The 18691-nt window shown below is 71.5% G+C and carries 13 protein-coding genes; 4 read left to right on the top strand and 9 right to left on the bottom strand.

The genetic code is table 11. The features are described from left to right. Positions 1-41 precede the first annotated feature (41 nt). On the bottom strand, positions 42-758 hold the full coding sequence (locus ABD205_RS06955) for a hypothetical protein (RefSeq protein ID WP_344043777.1): 717 nt from the start codon (positions 756-758) through the stop codon (positions 42-44). A gap of 176 nt (positions 759-934) precedes the next feature. Between ABD205_RS06955 and ABD205_RS06950 the strand changes: the two genes are divergently transcribed. The 4 genes from ABD205_RS06950 (at position 935) to ABD205_RS06935 (ending at position 5349) form a co-directional block, all read left to right on the top strand. After that, entirely contained in the window at positions 935-1348 is a 414-nt protein-coding gene (locus tag ABD205_RS06950) for a DUF5994 family protein (RefSeq protein WP_344043775.1), read from the top strand. A 187-nt stretch (positions 1349-1535) separates the two neighbouring features. Further along, entirely contained in the window at positions 1536-2612 is a 1077-nt protein-coding gene (locus ABD205_RS06945; protein ID WP_344043773.1) for a glycosyltransferase family 4 protein, read from the top strand. A gap of 13 nt (positions 2613-2625) precedes the next feature. Further along, on the top strand, positions 2626-4761 hold the full coding sequence (locus ABD205_RS06940; protein WP_344043771.1) for an amylo-alpha-1,6-glucosidase: 2136 nt from the start codon (positions 2626-2628) through the stop codon (positions 4759-4761). 102 nt (positions 4762-4863) lie between these two features. After that, complete coding sequence (locus ABD205_RS06935; RefSeq protein ID WP_344043769.1) at positions 4864-5349, top strand: DUF4279 domain-containing protein; 486 nt, start codon at positions 4864-4866, stop codon at positions 5347-5349. 9 nt (positions 5350-5358) lie between these two features. Here ABD205_RS06935 and ABD205_RS06930 read toward each other — a convergent pair whose 3' ends face one another. From ABD205_RS06930 to ABD205_RS06895, 8 genes are all read right to left on the bottom strand, one after another. Beyond that, a complete protein-coding gene (locus tag ABD205_RS06930; RefSeq protein ID WP_344043767.1) occupies positions 5359-8769 on the bottom strand; it encodes a class F sortase in 3411 nt (1136 codons plus the stop codon). 337 nt (positions 8770-9106) lie between these two features. Further along, positions 9107-9595 carry a response regulator transcription factor gene (locus tag ABD205_RS06925; RefSeq protein WP_344043765.1) on the bottom strand — a complete coding sequence of 163 codons (489 nt, stop codon included), beginning with the start codon at positions 9593-9595 and terminating at the stop codon, positions 9107-9109. Further along, positions 9570-11015, bottom strand: coding sequence for a M20/M25/M40 family metallo-hydrolase (locus ABD205_RS06920; RefSeq protein ID WP_344043763.1), 1446 nt, complete (start codon positions 11013-11015; stop codon positions 9570-9572). The genes ABD205_RS06925 and ABD205_RS06920 overlap by 26 nt, the downstream gene beginning before the upstream one ends. Positions 11016-11021: 6 nt before the next feature. Then, positions 11022-12257, bottom strand: coding sequence for a hypothetical protein (locus ABD205_RS06915; protein ID WP_344043761.1), 1236 nt, complete (start codon positions 12255-12257; stop codon positions 11022-11024). Position 12258: 1 nt separating this feature from the next. Then, positions 12259-15336, bottom strand: a complete 3078-nt coding sequence (locus ABD205_RS06910) for a hypothetical protein (protein WP_344043759.1) — start codon at positions 15334-15336, stop codon at positions 12259-12261. A gap of 41 nt (positions 15337-15377) precedes the next feature. Then, positions 15378-15845 (bottom strand): hypothetical protein, encoded by a 468-nt coding sequence (locus ABD205_RS06905; protein WP_344043757.1) that lies wholly within the window; start codon positions 15843-15845, stop codon positions 15378-15380. A 5-nt stretch (positions 15846-15850) separates the two neighbouring features. Beyond that, on the bottom strand, positions 15851-17815 hold the full coding sequence (locus tag ABD205_RS06900) for a peptidoglycan recognition protein family protein (RefSeq protein ID WP_344043755.1): 1965 nt from the start codon (positions 17813-17815) through the stop codon (positions 15851-15853). Between the two features lie 35 nt (positions 17816-17850). Then, positions 17851-18654 carry a hypothetical protein gene (locus ABD205_RS06895; RefSeq protein ID WP_344043753.1) on the bottom strand — a complete coding sequence of 268 codons (804 nt, stop codon included), beginning with the start codon at positions 18652-18654 and terminating at the stop codon, positions 17851-17853. Positions 18655-18691 lie beyond the last annotated feature (37 nt).

Below are 18691 nucleotides of genomic sequence, written 5' to 3'. Positions count from 1 at the left end.
ACGCGTATGCGTCCTGCACACTCACGCAGCACGTCGAGGGGTCAGTGGACGTCGTCTGCCTTCTGGAGCGATGAGTCGGTCTCGGGCGCGCGCGACCGACGCGCGCGCTGGTAGGCAGGTTCGCGCAGCCGCTCGACGGCGGGGTACTGCCGCAGGCCGGGGAGCTGGTGTCGGACCGGGTCGAACGAGATCGCCGCGTCGCCGCCGCGGGGCGCCTCGAGCCGGAGCGTGGCGAACGCGTGCCACCGGCCGGCAGGACGCGCCCAGGAGAGCTCGTAGGTCTCCGTCCCCACGCCGACCGCACTGAGCAGCACAGCGCCCGAGTCGGTCTCGTAGGGCAGCAAGGTCGTCAGCGGCCAGCCTTGGGGATGTCTGCTGGCCGTCAGCGTGAAGCGACTGAGCCGGCCGCGGCCGGTGGTGGCGAACAGGAGATCTCCGCCGGCCTGGCCCTGCACCCGCACCGCGAGCCCGTGGATGTCGGGCAGGCGGCGAGGCAGGCCGATGGCGCGTGAGAGACGTACGGCGACGTCGTCCTCGCCGGGCTCGTCGAGCCAGGCCACGCCTGTCTTCTCGTCGGCGCCCCGTCGCAACAGGGTCCCGTCACGGACGTCTCCGTCGGGGTGCAGCGGCTTTCGCGCGGGGCGCAGCGCCGCCAGCGCTTGCGTGCCGGCGGCCAGAAGAGCGCCGCCGACCGATGCGGCCGCCCGAGGGACCGTCGATCGGCGAGTCACGTGCGCCCCGCCCTCGCTCTTGTCCACGTCGTCTCCTCGCCTCGCAGATGCGGTACCCGCGTCGCCGGCACGAAACCTCACCCGCCGGGGGCGCCCCTCCCACCCCGACCGGACCGCCGCGGGCGCGGGGTAGCCTGTGAGGACGACCGCGGATTCCGGACACGTAGCTCCGGTGACGCGGCAATCGTGAGGCGGCGGTCCTGATGGACACGCTCGACAACGCACGACTGACGCTGAACGTGTCAGCAGATCGACGTACGCTCGACGGGGCGTGGTGGCCACAGAGCCGCGCGCTGAGCGAGGAGCTCGTTCGCCTCTTCGCGGCCTGGCCGGCCAGCGCCGGCTACATCTCCCGGGTCATCGTCTCGCCGCGCGACTGGGACGACACGCCGGTCAAGGTGGAGATCCCCGACCGCCGAGGCCAGGTCAAGACCAGCCTTCTTCCCACTGACACCGTGCATCAGCTGGTCCTCATCATGCTCGACGGGCAGCGTCGGACACTCGTCGTCATCCCGCCGCACGCCACGGAGAAGACAGCCACGAAGTTCCTGGGCGCCTTCGACGTGCGACGTCACGCCGCGCCCGAGGGGTCGACCCCGAGCCTGGCCGAGAGCTGACCCCCAGGATCGCAGGGACCGGACCCCGTTCGCTGCGTCGCACGCACACCTGGCCGCTCCGCCGTCCACCCGTGCCGTCCCGGCCACGGTGCGGTGAGGCACGCCACCGAGCACCATCAACCAGAAGGCGACCCCTCATGAGCAACTGCACGCACACCATCTCCTCGAGCCGCGCCAGGTGCTCCGGATGAGGATCGGTCTGATCGCTCCCCCGTGGACGCCGGTCCCGCCGGTCGGTTACGGGGGCACCGAGGTCGTCGTCGACAACCTCGCCCGCGGGCTGCAGTCCCTCGGCCACGAGGTCCGGCTCTTCAGTGTCGGGGAGTCCGCGTGCCCCGTGCCGACGTCCTACCTCTACGAGACCGCACCGCGCCCGATCGGCACGACGGTCGAGGAGGCCGCGCACGTCCTGGCGGCGTACGACGCGATGGCCGATGTCGACGTCATCCACGACCACACCGTCCTCGGCCCGCTGCTGGCGCCGCAGCGTCAACGCGGCATGCCGCCCGTGCTGAGCACCCACCACGGCGCCTTCACCGGCGAGAACCGTCGGATCTTCCGACAGACCGCACGGCGCGCGGCCGTCATCGCCATCTCCCACGACCAGGCGTCCAGGGCGCCCGAGATCCCGGTCGCCGCCGTCATCCACCACGGCATCGACCTGGCGACGTACCGGGCCGGCCCGGGGGACGGCGGCTACCTGTTGTTCCTGGGCCGGATGTCTCCCGAGAAGGGCGCCGCCACCGCCCTCCGGGTGGCACGTCGCAGCGGGCACCGTCTGGTGCTGGCGACGAAGATGCGGGAGGCGGCGGAGATCGACTACTTCAAGACCGTCGTCGAACCGCTGCTCACCGATGACGACCAGGTGCTCGTCGAACCCTCCCTCGGGGTGCGGCTCGAGCTCCTGCGGCACGCCCAGGCGCTGGTCAACCCGATCGCGTGGCCCGAGCCCTTCGGCCTGGCGATGGCCGAGGCCCTGGCCAGCGGCACGCCGGTGGTCGGCCACGGGACCGGGGCCGCGCCCGAGATCGTCGATCACGGCGTCACGGGGTTCCTGTGTCGCGACGAGGACGAGCTGGCCGACGCCGCCGGCCGCATCGCCACCCTCGACCGTGCGGCGTGCCGGGCGGCCGCGGAGGAGCGCTTCTCGCTGCCCCGGATGGTCCGCGACCACGTCGAGCTCTACGAACGCGTGCTGGCGAACCCGGCTTCCACGCGCGAGCTGCACCTCGGCGACCCGTTGCCGGACGCGGTCGTCGCATGAGCGGGCGGTCCGGATGACAACACCCTGGACGTCCGACGCAGAGCCGCCCAGCGACCTCGGTGCGGCGAACACCGTCACCCTGCTGGACGGCACCACCTTCTGCATCAGCGAGACGGGTGGGGACATCCGGCCCTCCGGGGCCCAGGGCCTCTTCGTCAGGGACACACGCGTGCTGTCACAGTGGGCGCTGACCTTCGACGGGGTCGCCCCCACGCTGCTCGACATGCAGCGCGGAGAGCCCTCTCACGCGACGTACCTCAGCCGGATCCCCCCGGTCGACGGCCAGGGTGACAGCACCATGCTGGTGGTCCGGAGCCGTCACATCGGCGAGGGCATGACGGAGCGGATCACCCTGCGCAACCTGGCCACGACCGACGCCCGGGGCGTGCTCAGGCTCTGCGTCGACGCGGACTTCGCGGATCTGTTCGAGGTCAAGGACGGCCGTACGTCTTCTCCCGATCACCTCGCGCGGGCCGTGGACGACGAGGGCATCGGCATCTCGCGGACCCGCGGCACCCAGCATCCAGGGGTCCACGTACGGGCCGACGGCGACCCCGATCTCGAGCCGCAGGCGTTGAGCTGGCGCGTGACCATCCCGGCCCGCAGCGAGTACGCCGTCACCGTGCACGTGGAGCCCGTCGTCGACGGCGTCCGTCTCACCGGCCGCCGGGAGCCGGGCGATCCGAGCGCATACGCGAAGCCGGCCAGCAGGTTCTACGAGTGGCGCCACGGCATCCCCGAGCTGACCACCGGAGATCCCGGACTGTCCGCCGTCCTGGAGCGGAGCATCGAGGACCTCGGCGCGCTCCGCATCTTCGACGACAAGCACCCCGACCGCGCCGTGGTCGCGGCCGGAGCACCCTGGTTCATGGCGCTCTTCGGGCGCGACTCGATCCTGACCTCGTGGATGCTGCTGCCCCTCGACAGCAGCATGACCGTCGGCACCCTCCAGACGCTCGCCGACCACCAGGGCACCGAGACCGACGCCGTGACCGAGGAGCAACCCGGACGGATCCTCCACGAGATCCGGTTCGGTCACACGGCGGTCGACCTCACGCTCGGCGGAAGCCGCGTCTACTACGGCACCGCCGACGCGACTCCGCTGTTCGTCATGCTCATCGGCGAGCTGGCCCGATGGGGTGGTGACCCCGCGGTCATCAAGGGGCTCCTCCCGCACGCGGACCGGGCCCTGGACTGGATCGAGGACGCCGGCGATCGCGACGGTGACGGCTTCGTGGAGTATCAGCGCGGCACGGACCAAGGCCTGGTCAACCAGGGCTGGAAGGACTCGTGGGACGGCATCAGCTTCGCCGACGGCCGCCTTCCCACCGGCCCGATCGCCCTGGCCGAGGTGCAGGCCTACACCTACGCCGCCTTCCTCGCGCGCGCCGACCTCGCCCGGGCCGCGGGCGACGACGACGGCCATCACTCCTGGAGCACCAAGGCGGCCGACCTCAAGCGGCGGTTCAATGAGGCGTTCTGGATCCCCGACCGCGGGTGGTACGCCGTCGGGCTGGACGGCGACAAGCAGCAGATCGACAGCCTGACCTCCAACATGGGGCACTGCCTATGGACCGGGATCGTCGACGACGACAAGGCCGCGGCCGTCGCGGACCACCTGCTCTCCCCCGAGCTGTTCAGCGGATGGGGCATCCGCACGCTGGCGACGAGCATGGAGCGCTTCAACCCGATGGGCTACCACAACGGCTCCGTGTGGCCCCACGACAACGCCCTGTGCGCCGCGGGCCTGATGCGCTACGGGTTCGTGGACCACACCCAGCGCGTCGTCACCGCCCTCCTCGACGCCGCCGGTCACTTCGGCCACCGGCTGCCCGAGCTGTTCAGCGGCTTCGACCGCGACGACTTCCCCTCCCCGGTCCCCTACCCGACCTCGTGCTCGCCCCAGGCGTGGGCCGCCGCGACCCCGCTCTCGTTCCTGCGGACACTGCTGCGCTTCGATCCCGACGCCCGACGCGAGCAGATCGTGTGCGCGCCGTCCGTCCCCGACCAGTACCTCCCGCTCGGCGTGCACGGGCTCCGGATCGACGGGCTCCGACTCACGATCGACGTCACGGCCGGGGGCTGGCTCATGGACGGTGTCGGCGACGCCGGCTTCAGCGTGATGTCGCCGAGCGACCATCGCCGGTGAGGTCCGGGCCGCACGGCGTCGCGCTCGCGGCTCGGCGGCCCGCGCCCGGTCCAGCGGCAAAGTCGAGTGCGCACGACGCCTTCTGGTGACACGCTTCGTCGCGTGCAGGACGAGTCGTGGGTCGAGCAGTACGCCGAGTTCTCCGTGAACGCCCGTTCCTTCGACGGAGACTTCGACCCCGAACTCATCACGCAGACGCTCGGTCTCGAGCCCAGCGACACGAGCCGCCGGGGCGAGACCGTCGACGACGAGCCGGTGAATGCGTCGACCTGGAGCTGGGTCGGGCCGCGACGGATCGAGTTCCGCTGCGAGGCGGTGCTGGACGACGTACTCGAGACGTTCGGGCCGGTGGCCGACCTCCTCGCACTGGCGAGGGATCGCTACGACGTCGAGTACACCGTCCGACTGGTCATCGACATGCACGGCTTCGTCGAGACGAGCAGCCTGGGCGAGCCCGACTTCCTCGTCGCCACGCCGGCGCCGATCTTCAACCCTGCGACGCTCTCGCGGCTGGTCGCGTTGGGTTGCCGGTTCGTCCTCGAGCAGACCGTCCACGCCGACGCGCACGAGTACCGCCAGCCAGAGTGACCCGGGGACCTACCCGCCCACCTGCCTGGCGACGACGACGACGTAGCGCCTGTAGTGGAAGTGTCCGTTGGGGAAGACGACGCGGTCCGTGCAGCTGACGAGGATCAGGCGGTGCGGACCGGTGGTGGCGAAGTACCGGCGCGGCAACCGGTGGGTGCGGTCGAACACGGACGTGCCGACCACCCTGAATCGGAGTCGGTCCGCACCGTGGCGGATGCTGATCCGTTGACCGCGGTGGGCACGGCTCAGGTGGAACATCGCACCGGGGTGGTCGCTCCGGTCGGAGACGTGTCCGCCGACGACCGCCGTGCCGATCATGTCGCCGAAGCCGGCGGACTTCCGCAGCCAGCCCACCTCGCCGACGTCGCCCGGAAGAGTCATCTGCCCACGGACCACGCCCTCGGTGCGGACCGTGGCGTGCAGGCCGATCGCCGGCATCCGGATCGTCACCGGCAGGCGCCTGTCGAGACGCGAGGGGTCGATGGTGCCTGAGAACCCACCGCTGATGATCGGCGAGACGTACCCGCGCTTGGCGACCGTGGTCGTCTCGGCCAGCTGGCCGCAGGGGTGGGACACCGCCCGGTTGGCGGTGTTCGCGAGGACGGTGACCCTCCACGTGTAGATGCCCGACGCGCTGACCCGGACGCTCCGGGTCCGGTTCCAGCCGTTGGTGACGTGCACCGTGTCCGTCCAGGCAAGGGCCGACGCGTCACAGCTCGCCGCCTCGCGGGACCGGAACGGCCCGTACAGCTGGGCGACGGCGGTCGCACCCTGCGCACCCGCGAGTCCGCTCACCTGGATCCGGTCGTAGAACGGCCTGCCGGGCGTCACGCGGCGGTGAGAGGTGACCGTGCTGAGGAGTGGTGTGCTGCTCGGGGTCGGTGGCCGCCGGACGGAGTTGGTGACCACGCACGAGGTCGAGCCGGGAGTGGCACCGACGGTGAAGGCGACCGAGGTGAGGCCGGAGATTCCGTTGTCGCAGACCAGCTCGGAGGTGTAGCTGCCGGTGTTGCCCGTCCCCAGCACCTCGGCGACGGTCACGGTCTGACCGGAGAAGACCTCGGCGACCGCCGCGTTGCCGGTGTCGTCGAAGGACGGTGGCGCCTGGCTCGGCACGGTCGAGGTGCTCTCCCCCGTGCCGCCCTCGCCGGAGACGGTCAGGTGCGCGGTGTCACCCGCAACCCCGCCCTCCCAGATCTTGTGCACGGTCACCGAGCCGGAGGTGCGGGCGTTGGTGAAGGTGCAGAGAACCACGCTGCCTGCCAGAGCCCCGGTCACGATGAACGACCCGTCCGCCTCCGGCACGACGCCGTTGTCACAGCTCGGCGGGCTGACGTCGTAGCTGCCGGTGTTGTCGTTCTGCAGGCCCTCTCTCAGGTCGACCCGGTTGCCGGTGAGCACGGGAGTCCGTGCCTGGTTCACCTCGTCGGTGAACGTCGGTCCCGTCGCCTCGGTCACCGTCGAGGTGGTGATGAGTCGGTTCTGCCTGCCGCTGAACGCGAACAGGTTCGCGGAGTCACCGACGGCGCCGTTGACCCACCGCTTCTGCAGCACCACCGTGGCCTGCTGCCGGGTGTTCGTGTACACGCAGTTCACCGGGTCGGAGGACGGTACGACGAACTGAGCGGTCGCTCCGCCGCCCGTCGGCTCGAACGCGACCGGCTGGCCGTTGCAGACCAGCGCCGTCGCCGTGTAGGTGCCGGTGTTCGTCCTGTTGGGGGCGGGCAGTGCCTCGGACAACGTCACGGTCTGGCCCGCGACGATGGGCAGGCTGGCCACGCTGGTCGAGCGCCCGGACAGGCCCGCCGGGACGACGGCCACGGCGGAGTCCGCGTCGGTCGGGCTGGTGATCGTGAGCTCGGTGCTGTCGCCGGGGGCTCCCCTCACCCAGTCCTTCGCCAAGCTCAACCGGGCGGGGATCGCGGTGTTCGTGATCGTGCAGGCGATGTCGGTCGGTGCGTCCGGGACGGTGAAGGAGCCGCCGTGGTTCCCCGGCTCGAAGTCCTCGGTGTTGGTGCAGGCGGTCGTCGCGTCGTACGACGAAGCGTTCGCAGCGCCGAACGTCTCGACCACGGTCACCTGCTCCCCCGAGAAGACCGGCGCGCTGATCGTCGTGCTGGTTGGCGCGGTCGAGGTGGTCGGGCCGGTCGTCGGGTGTTCCGAGGCACCGATGCTGATGTCAGCCGTGTCGCCGGGTGTCGAGCTCGCCCAGACCTTGGTGAGGCTGAGGGTCGCCTGGGCGCGCGTGTTGGTGAACGTGCAGGTGATGGCGATACCGGCGTCCGCGTCAGCCGGCATGGTGAACGAGCCGGCGCGGCCCGGCGAAGGTGGAGCGAGGAAGCCGTTGTCACAGCCGATGGTGCTGCCGTAGGTGCCGGTGTTCGCGGCGGCCAGGACCTCGGCGAGGTCGACCACGGAGCCCGGCTCGACCGGAACGATCGCCTGGTTCGCCAGGTCGGTGAAGGTGGGGCCGGTGTCGAGGGTCACCGTCGAGGTCGCGGACGTCGGAGTCGTGGTGCCCCCGATGATCGACAAGGCGGCGGCGTCGTTCGTGGACCCGTTCACCCAGCGCTTGCGGAGTACGACGGTGGGGCACGTGCTGGGGACGCTGAGGTCGACCGGGCGCACCCAGTCGATGAGGCCCGAGGTCAGCGTCGTCGACGCGCTCGTGCGCACGTTCAACGTGCCGAACTGGCCACTGCAGTTGGCCGGCCCGAACAGGGTCGTGAGGTTGACGGCCACCTCACCGAAGCGACCTGCGGTCAGTGTCCTGTTGTCCAGGCTCGTGACCGTGGCGCTGTTGGCACGGCCCGCCGCGACCAGGGTGAGATCGACCAGCTCGATCCAGGCCCTGCCGCTCCAGGTCCAGGCGCGAGCGAGCGTGATCGGGGCGCTGCCACTCTTCTCGAACGCCAGCAGCAGGTCTCCGACCGTCCGACACGGGCTGGGGACGCCGCGGTTGGCACGTGGACAGGACGGGTCGGCGTTCGGCTTCTGGTTCAGCTCCACGTGGAGACTGGCTGTTCCGGTGCCGCCCTCCAGCTCGAAGCCGAAGTAGGCGAACACATCCGCGCCGGCGACCCGGGTGGACGCGTAGATGTTCCCGACGTCGCTTCGTCCCTGCCCGGACGGGATGCCACTCGAGTTGGTGGTCTGGGTCTGGGTCCAGTTCGGCCCGTTCGACTCGTCTGCGCCGCCGGTGAACGCCGAGTGGTCGGCGCTGGCCACGGGATCGGTGGCGACGGGCTGGCCGCCGACGGTGTCCCACTCGAGGTCGCCGGTCGTGCCGTTCGTGTTAGTGCACAGGTTGCCGTCGATCTCGAACCCGCCCCACAGCGCCGGGTTCGCCGGGAGGTTCTGCGCCTCCGTGCAGGCGGCGGCGAGAGCCGGAGCGATCGGCAGCACCAGACCCGCGATCACCACCGACAGCGCAATGGCGATCCGGCGCGCGGCCCTGTGGCGCGAGGGCGCAGGGCCGCGCGGCAGGAGCGGTCGGCGTGGCGGCCTGGTCGACCTGGGTCGTCGTACGAGCACGAGGCCTCCTCACGGATCCGCGCTCGTGCGGAGGGCGTGGCTGGGTCGATCTGCTTCCGCCGGAGCACGCACGATCAGGGTAAAGCGCTTCCACGGTGGTGGCCATAGGTCGGGCTGGAGGCCGGCATCGGACGTGCGGCGGTTGTCTCGGACAGCTCGCGACGCCCACTGACGTCGACGCGCGCTGATCCCGGCCGACCGCTGCGAGGCGATCGGCCACAGCTCAGCGCCACAACTCGGAGGTCGCCCCTCTGTCGGTCGCCTCGGGCGGCACGTCTCCCCCGCCGTAGAACTGGGCGACCATCTCGGCGCGGCTGCACACGCCGAGCTTCGAGAAGATGCGGCGCATGTGGGTCGACACGGTCCAGAGGCTGATGTCGAGCGAGCTGGCGATGGCCCGGTTGGTGGCGCCGCTCGCGACGAGCCGGGCGATCTGCATCTCCCGAGGGCTGAGCGAGTGTCGCCGCATCGGGGGCGAGACCACGAGTACGCACCGGACGTTGTCGTGCTCGAGCATGAGTGCCACGCCGTTCTCGGTGGCGGTCAGGTCGAGATCGTTCTCGGCAACCTCATCGATCATGGCGTTCAGCGCTGCGACGACGTGCCCGCGCACCCGCTCCTCGTCGTGGGGGAGCCAGGCGCGGAGCGGATGTTCTCGGTCGGGCTCGTCGCGCGGGTTGTCGGCTTCAGTTGACAGGCCAACGCTGTTCAAGGTCACCACACCTCCCCGGGAGGGTGCGTCGAGGACGCACCCGATGGACAGACCTGAAGATTTCAGTCTCCTGCTTGCCGCCTTCGACGGCCACACCATGCCCGCGATTTAGCCCTGCCAGACCAGGCATCAGCGCGAGCGACGTCTCGACGCTTGCGGCCCATCCCCCGAGGTCCATCGACTCGTCGGGCCCATGGGCGTTGCCGCCCGGGGAGCCGAAGCCGAGCAGGACAGGGTCGATGCCGAAAGCGCGCGCCAGCATCCCTGCGGCGGGGATGGATCCGCCGGATCTCACGTACACCGGGCCCTGCCCGAAGCCGGCCTCGCAGGCGGCCTCCACAGCGCTTCGGAGCGGCGGCGCCGGCATCGTCTCCAGACCACGAGTGGCCGCGATGAGCCGCAGGCGGACGGTCGTCCCGGCGGGGGCGAGCTGCTCGACGAGCCGCCGGGCCCGATCGACCACCACGGTCGGGCTCGCGCGCGGAGGCAGCCGTATGTCGACACGCGCCGCACTCTCAGCCGGCAGCGCTCCGCCTCGGCCTCCCCCGACGAGCCGGGTCACCCCCAAGGTGGCCCGCCGGGTGATCCGCTCGTCGAGATCGGGACCTGTCGTGGACCTGCCCCCCGCCGCGCGGACGACGGCGCTGTCGGGTCGCACCTGCACCGGGACGTCCGGGCGACCTGGGGTCTCGCCGTCGAGCATCTCGAGCAGCTCCGCGCGCAGCGCCAGCAGGATCTCGGCGAGGACCAGGCCGGCGTCCACGACCGCGCCGCCGAGTCGACCGGGGTGCACGTCCGGACCGCCCGTGTCCACCTCGACGCCCGCGACGACGTGGCCGCGCTGGCTCAGCGTCACCGTGGGCGCGCCGTCAGCAGCGCGCTCGGTGTCGGAGATGACGACCGCCGTCGGTCGATGCCGGCGCGCCAGTCGCCCTGCCACCACGTCGAACCCGGGACTGCCGACCTCCTCGGCGCCGTCGGCGATGGAGAGCACACGGACAGGCAGGACGCCCGCCCGGCGCCAGGCCGCCAGCGCGCACAGGTGGGCGAAGAACTGGCCCTTGTCGTCCCCGGCGCCTCGCGCCACGATGCGGCCGTCGCGTACGAGCGGGCGGAACGGCGGCGACGACCATCCTGGCCCGGGCGGCTGCACGTCGTAGTGACCGTAGAGCACGACGAGCGGCGCGCCCGGCGGGCCGGCCCAGTGCCCGAGGACGACGGCCGACCCGTGCGCCGTCCGCCTCACCTCGACGGTGGCTCCGTGGGCACGCTGCCAGGACACCAACCACCTCGCCGCGCGCGCGACGTCGTCAGCCCGCGCCGGGTCTGCGCTGACGGAGGGGATGGCGAGCCATGCGCAGAGCTCGCCGAGTCGCTCGGCCTGCGCGGTCCGAGCGGCGGTGAGCACGGCGCGTGGCACCACCGGTCACCCACGAGGCCTGACGGGCACGCCGCTGCGACCGCCACCGTAGGTGCCCAGTCCGTCGCGTCTCGGGTATGTCGGACCGGCGCGGCGTACGCCGGGCGGCATCTGCGAGGGGGACCTCTCGGCGTACCTCGCCGCGATCCCGGCCTGACCCAGCTGCTCCCAGGGCATGACCCGATCGGTCCCGGTCCGCTTCGCCAGGCTCATCGCCTGCGCGGAGGTGAGCCACTCCTCGGCGGGCTCGGCGATCTCCATGAGCAGCGCCTCGAACTGGCCACGACCGGTCTCCATCACGTGGTCGCCGGCGAGCCAGCGCAGCACCTCGCGCCCGTTGACCGCCATCCGCTGCCGCGGGCTGCTCTGCAGCCTCACGTCGAAGTAGCGGATCAGCACCTCGTCGACGACGTCCCACGCGTTGGCGGCGCCGAACAGGTCCTTGACGTCGTCCGCGCCGAGGATGCGGAAGCACTCCTCCAGCAGCTGCATGACCTCGACGCGCAGCACGTTCAGGTGGCCGTAGGAGGTGAACTTCAGGTTGTTGCGCAGGTCCAGGCCTGCTCGGCGGACCACGGCGATCGATCCGAAGCTCGGGTCGAGCGCACGCTCCCTGATCACGTCGCTGATCCGCTTGTCACGCCAGAAGAGGGTGACCTGGTTGACGAAGTGCGTGAACAGCATGTGGAAGTCGGTGTTCGGCCGGCTCTGTCCCGCCCCGAGCCCACGCCCGTAGCCGAGCACCCGGCGGTACGCCGCGATCCGGTCGTTCTTCGTGTAGCGCAGCACGTCGCGCCGGTCGAACTGGTAGAGCTTGTAGGCGCCCTCGCCGCCGGACAGCCGGATGGCCCCGCCCTCGAAGAGCTCCTTCAGCTTCTGCACCACGCGGAAGACGCCGATGCGCTCGTGCTGGTAGATGTAGTAGAGGTCGCCGACCGCGACGACGCGCTCGGAGTTGACGTTCTCGTCGTACTCCGCGACGCCCTGCGGGATCTTGACGTCGCCGAACCGCTGCGCAGCGTCGGGACCGACGCCGACCAGTTCGGCGAGGCCTCGGTCGGGCGGCACCGGTCCGGTGGCGTCGGCGTTGCGAGTCGCCTGCAGGAGGCCCTCGAGCTGGCGGTTGATCTCCTCCGCCAGCGCCGGGTTCGAGACGAGGCTGCCCGAAAGTCGGTCGGCGACCTGGCCGCGCAGCGCCTGCATGCGGTCGAGCAGTTCCTGGTACTCCTTCTCGGAAAGCATGTCACTTCTCCTGCCCGTCCGTGTTGTCCGTCTCCTGCGGCGTGGGCGCAGCCGCGTCCTCCGGCGGAGGTGCAGCCGGTTCGTCCGGCGGAGGTGCAGCCGGTTCGTCCGGCGGGGGTGCAGCCGGTTCGTCCGGCGGGGGTGCAGCCGGTTCGTCCGGCGGGGGTGCAGCCGCCTCCTCCGGAGGAGGGACTTCCCCGGGCTCGATGTCCGGCAGCACGGGCTCCTGCGGCTCCTGCTCGAGGGCGCTGAGGAGGAACTGCCCAGCGGCCCGAGTCATCTGGAGGCTGCGGATCCGTCTCGCGAGCGACAGTGACTCGTCCTGCGCCTCGAAGACCCGGCGAACCTCCGCCAGGCTCTCCTGCCACTCCTCCGGGGGCGGCGTGGCGGCCGGCTCCTCTGCCGGCTTGTCGATCGGCTCGAGGTCCTCTCCTCCGATGACGGCGGGCTCCGGCACGGGCCCGACGTCCACCACGGGCTCCGGCACGGGCCCGACGTCCACCACGGGCTCCGGCACGGGCCCGACGTCCACCACGGGCTCCGGCACGGGCCCGACGTCCACCACAGGCTCCGGCGCGGGCTCCGGCACGGGCTCGACGTCCACCACAGGCTCCACCACGGGCTCCGGCACGGGCCCGACGTCCACCACGGGCTCCGGCACGGGCCCGACGTCCACCACGGGCTCCGGCACGGGCCCGACGTCCACCACAGGCTCCGGCGCGGGCGCCGGCACGGGCTCGACGTCCACCACGGGCTCCGGCACAGGCTCGACGTCCACCACAGGCTCCGGGACGGGCTCAACCACAGGCTTCACCACGGGCTCGTCCACGGCGGTCAGCCGCGCCTCGAGGCGGTCCCGCGCGATCCGTGCGCGCCTGGCACGGTCCTCGGCTCGGGCGACCTCCTCCTCCGCAACTTCGGCAGAGGTGTCGGCCTGTTGTCTGGCCACCGCGATCCGCTCCTCCGTCGCGCGGTGCTCGGCGACGCGCCGATCGGCGCCGACGACCGCCTCCACCAGCTTCGCCAGGGGCTCGCCGGTGAGGAACCTGAAGGCGTCACCGGGCCCGCCCTCCGACGCCTTGGCGAGGTGCTCGTTGGCCACCTTCGCCGCGTCCGTGACCTGGCTGTCGAGCATGACCTCGCGAACGCGCTTGAAGACACCGTGCAGGGTGCCGAGGGAGTGACACCCGCAGCCGCAGTCCTCACAGTCGTCGTCGCAGTCCTCGAGGCAGTCGTCCTGCACGACCGGATCGACCGGGTCGATCGGGGACTGGGGGACGAACCGCTGGTTCGACGGGATGGTCCCCCACGTGCCGGGCCCGTCGAGGCCGGTCACGACGCCCGCAGGCTGCAGCCTCGGCCAGGTCGTCACTGCAGGCCCCTGGACCAGGCGGCCGAGCTCGCCGTCGACGATCGCGAGCGGAACGTCGCTCGCCGCCATGAGCACGGCCTGGCCGCCTGCGACGAGGGTCCGGAGCACCAGAGGAAGGGCGGACGTCTCGAAGATCCCGGCCATGCTGTCGGAGTCCGCGCTCGCGCTCCCCTGCAGCGGAAGGACCAGAGACGAGAAGTCGTTCGGGTCGCCGACGTCGGTGACGAACGCAGGCAGGTACGTCGGCCGCAGGTGCAGGCCGCGCACTTCGACCCGCACGTAGTCGGAAGAGCTGCCGCCGTCCTCGTCGAAAGGCACGACCGACACGTCGAGCAGGACCGCGCCCGCATACCGGCCGATGCGGATCGACTTCGCCGTCAGCCGCTCGACCAGTCCGCAGAGGGACGACACGGCGATCTTCACCCGGCCGGCGTAAAGCCCTGGCGGCAGCGGACTGCAGCAGCCGAGCGGGATGCAGGAGACCATGCCGCGCGAGCCGCACTGGCAACCGTTCGCGCACGACGCCCCGCAGCACGGCACGAGCCGGCGCACCAGCTTGTCCCGCAGGGTGAGCAGCAGCGCGACGGCCGTCGGGGTGAAGGACGAGACGAGCCCGTCGCGACCGGTGTCCCGGATGATGTTGGGACCGTCCTGCGTGACGAAGACGCGCAGCCACTGCACCAGGTCGTCGAGCGTGAGCCCTGTCGGCGGGTCGAGCACGACGGTCTGTCGCTCGGCACCGGAGACGAGCACGGAGTCGAGCACCGCCTCGAGCTCGTCGACCTGCTCGGAGGTCGCGGCCAGGAGCCGGCTGATCTGCACGAGGTCAGTGCCGAGGAAGCCGTTGCCGGCGGCGAGGGTGAAGTCGAGCCGGCGGGTGTCCCACGACCGCTGCAGGTCGGTGATCAGCTCGACGAGCGTCCAGAAGCTCGTCCGCTGCTTCTCCTCGTCGACCGTGTTCACGTGGTCGTCGTCCAGGCCGAACCTGTCGCGGAGCGTCCCGAGCTGTCCCGGCACAGTGTCCGGATCGATCTCCGCGACGGCTGGGGGCACCGGCGACACCGTCGCCTTCCCGATCGGCGCCCCGGCGCTCGGACCGGACATGAAGCGCCTGAGCGCGCCCCCGCGCAAGATCGAGCCGCCTCCGGTGGACGGCGGACCGGCCGCCGAGGTCGTCGGCTGGTAGCCGGTGAGCACCGAGAACGCGGAGTCGACGAGCGGGACCCTCGGGCCGCCCTCGCGGCCGAGCTCCGCGACGATCCGCCGGACCGAGTCCCGCACGAGTCCGCGGTAGGCCTCGCAGTCCTGCGGGTCGGCATCGGTACGCAGTGGCCGCAGGCTCTCCAACATCCGGGTGATCTGCTCGTGCCCGGCCTGTGCGCGCAGGTACAGCGAGGCCTGCCCGCCGGTCACGCCCCCGAGGTCGGCCTGCACGGCGACGCCGCGGGGCACGTACCTCGCGACCACGTGATCCTCGACCGTGGACAGCTGGAAGGAGGCGGTCAGGGCGGACGTGAACGCCTGCGGGTCCTCGACGCGGGGGCGCCAACCGAGCACGTCCCGGATCGCCGCGGTGACCGTTGGTCCTTGGTCGGCACCGGCGCCGGCCGTCCGGGCCGGGCTCGAGACCCCGTCCGTCGTCATCAGGGGGAAGGCCTGGTCGACCTCGACGACCGACAGCCCTGCCTGCTTCTTGTCGTTGGTCACGGCGACCTCCTGGGGTCTCATCCTGGTCGTTTCGGAAGTGCTCACGGTCGCGGCGGCATGCTGGTGACGAGCTCACGCCAGGCCGCGCCGACGGCTTGGCCGGCGGCGACCAGCGGCTCCTCGCAGCGCTGGAGGCTCTGCTCGACGCCGGTCCACCACGAAGGCCAGGCGCCGCCGCGCCGCTGGGTCGAGCTGCGCAGCTGCGAGACCGGTCCGTGAGCCCGCAGGTCCCGCCAGTAGATGAGGCCCGCCTCGCGCAGCAGCCGCTCGACCTCGCAGAGCTCGAGGGAGGCCTGCCGCGCGTCGACCGGCGACGCGCCGTCCACTCCGGCGACCGCCTGCGCGAGCCGGGCCTGGACCTCGACCGCGAGCTCGGCGACGTGCTCGGCGGAGGCGAGGTCGCTCTGGACCGGCTGGTCGTCATTGGCGTTGAGCACGAGCTCGGCGACGGCCAGCCAGAGGTTGCGGACCGCCAGTCGCAGGGCCTCGCGGCTCTCCTGCAGCGTCACGTCCATCACCGCCTCGCCAGCTGCACGTAGAAGTTGCGCATCAGGCGATCGGGCTCGGCGAGGCGCCGGTCCAACGCCGAGCGCACGGCTCCGATCATGAACCGCTCGGGCACCACCCCGGGGTCGATGCCCTTGGCCAGCCGACGTCCTGCCTCCTCGATCATCGCCTGATGGCGGGGCTCGAAGAAGATGACGTCCCGCAGGGCCTTGCCGCCCAGGCTGGGGAAGGGCGTGTAGCAGACGGCGTCCACGACAGCCGGGATCGCACGGTCGGCGGTGGCGAGCAGCTGGGGAGGCATGCTGGACCCTCGCGGCGACGGGTAGAGCTGCGTCCAGGCGCGCCGGAGCTCCCTGGCACGCTCCTCGAAGCCCATCCGACGCAACAGCTCGCACGACAGGAACAGCCGGAGGTACGGCGTCGGGTGCACGCCGTGCGGTGAGTAGCCGAGGCTCTGCGCCGGCGATCGGCCGATCACGTCCATCAGCGAGGAGATGAACGCCTCGCCGCCGAGCATGCACCCGACCATGTCTCCGAAGATCTCGCGGTTCCACCTCACCCAGATCGCCGTCACCGGCGCGGGCACGCCCGCCGCGCGCACGTGCCGGCCGATCGACGAGGGCACCGCCTGCTCGAGCTGCAGCTCGTTCTGCAGGTTGTGGCTGACCTCGTGCAGGATCGCGCCCATGGTCCAGGGGTTGACCATCCGGTGGTAGGGCAGCTGCACGAGCGGGAAGGGGTTCAGCTGTCGCCCGAGACGACGGAGCGGGATGCCCCGCCGGAACGTCGCCGGCGAGAACCCGGTGCGCATGTAGCAGAAGGGGGGCGGCGCAGGGATGCTCCGCTCGACACCGAGGTGCATGAAGACGTGCTGGTAGCAGTCGAGCGTGATCCGGTCGCAGGCGTCCAGCCACTCGCCGAACGCACTCTGCCGCTGACCGAACAGCTCGAAGTAGAAGTCCCACACGCGCTCGGTCGCCCGCACGAGGTCGTGGGCCTGGGTCTTCATGCTCATCGCCCGGCTGAGCCTGACCTCGGTCGGCCGGGTCTGGGCGGCGTCCGCGGCGCGCTCGAGTCTCTCGACGGCGGTGATCAACGGACGTCGCAGCTTGGCCAGGAGCGCATTCACGGCCTGGACGTGACCCTCGCTGGGGCGAGCGGGCTGCGAGCCGAACTCGTCGCGGCGGAAGTCGCGGAGCGAGTCGAGGTGGCGGCGTACGTTCAGGGCCTGCCCGGACAGGTAGAGAGGCAGCACATCCTGCCCCGCGCGCCGGTCGCCTCGACGAGCGACGGGCGTGGCGCCTCCGGTGCCTTCGGTCTCCCCTTCGAACCACGGGAGCGACGGCACCCACGACCACCAGGACGCTGATCCGGGCGTCGAGGCCGGTGACGGAACGGGCGGCGGGGTCGGGACAGTGGTTTGGACGGGTGCGGGGGCCGGCGCGCCGCCGAGCGCGCTGACGCGGAGGCGGAACGCCGTCATGTCGAAGTTCGGGTCGATCTTGCGGCCCGGTGGATCGGCGACCTCCTTGTGCCCGAGCACCGCCGAGACGCTCAGGCCATAGTGGTCGGCGAGGACCCGGCACAGCTGCGCGTACGCCGCCATCTGGATCTCCGGCCAGGTGGAGTCCGTGCCCGTCGCCTCGGCCTCGATGCCGATCGAGTGGCTGTTCCCCCAGGACGGGTTCTGGACCGTGCCGGCGTGGTTGCAGCGCCCTGCGGCGACGACGTAGACCTTGCCGGAGCGTGAGAGCCCGAAGTGGGAGAGCGGACCGGCCAGGTCCGAGCGGCCGTTGATCAGCGTGGGCAGCGACGGCATGTCGTCCGTCCGGTTGAGGGTCGCCGTGTGGTGGCAGACGACGGCGCGTACGTCGCTCATCTCGCCCCGGCCGCGCGTCTCCCAGCCCGGCACCTCGATCACGTCGAGGCTCGTCTTCCTGGCGACGGCTGCGAGGTCGGTCAGGTACGGCATCGTCCCTCCCCTCCAGGACCGGTCGGTCCGCCGGGTCAGCGCCGGGCGCGTCGCCTGGCGACGCGACGAGGCGGAGCCGTCCGCTGGGTGCGGCGGCGCGCCGCAGGCAGGGGGCGCCGGCTGCGCCGGCGGTATCGGCGGTCGAAGGTGTTCACGGCACGCACGGCCCTGTTGCGGTCCGCGGGCGCCCGCAGCACCTTGTCGGCGATCCGCGCGAGTGTCGCGATCGCGGTGTCGGCGGTGACGGCACGCCCGGACCCGGCCTGGTCGGCCAGGCTCTGAGCGGTGCGCTGCAGGATCACGGGCATCGCGACGACGTACTTGCGTGTCGACGGGTTCTGGCGCAGTCGCCGTCCCAGTGCAGAGGTGCCGCGGATCAGTGCCGGGGCGTTGCGCGTCAACACACCGGCCGCGCGTGGGACGAGCCTGGAGGCCATCGAGGTCATCGCGCCGAAGAACGCCTCGGCCTCCGCGTCGCTCGGGGCCTGGGCCGCCTTGGCGGACAGGTGTGCCATCAGCTCGGCGTCGGGGTAGATCCGATGGACGGGATTGACGAACGCCTCGTCCTCGTACTCGTCCTCCGCCTCCTCCTCGGTCTCAGCCTCGACCTCGAAGTCGAACTCGACCTCGTCCTCGGCCTCGCCCTGACCGAGGATGCCGCTGAGGGCCTGGCCGAGGCCGCCCATCGCGCCGAGGAAGTCCTCGTCCTCGTCCTCCGCCTCGAACTCGTCCTCGAAGTCACGCTCGTCCTCGAGCTCGTCCTCCAGCTCGAGCAGCTCGGACTCGTCCTCGAGCTCGCCCTGGATCGCCGGGTAGTTCCGGTTCAGTGCGGACGCCATGTCGTCCCTCCGCTCGGTCGATGTCAGTGGTTGGGCA

Origin of the sequence: Nocardioides panacihumi (genome assembly GCF_039530925.1) — a bacterium.
Lineage (GTDB): Bacteria > Actinomycetota > Actinomycetes > Propionibacteriales > Nocardioidaceae > Nocardioides > Nocardioides panacihumi.
The sequence above is the reverse complement of the archived record's forward strand: the minus strand, read 5'-3'. Positions and strand labels throughout refer to the sequence as shown.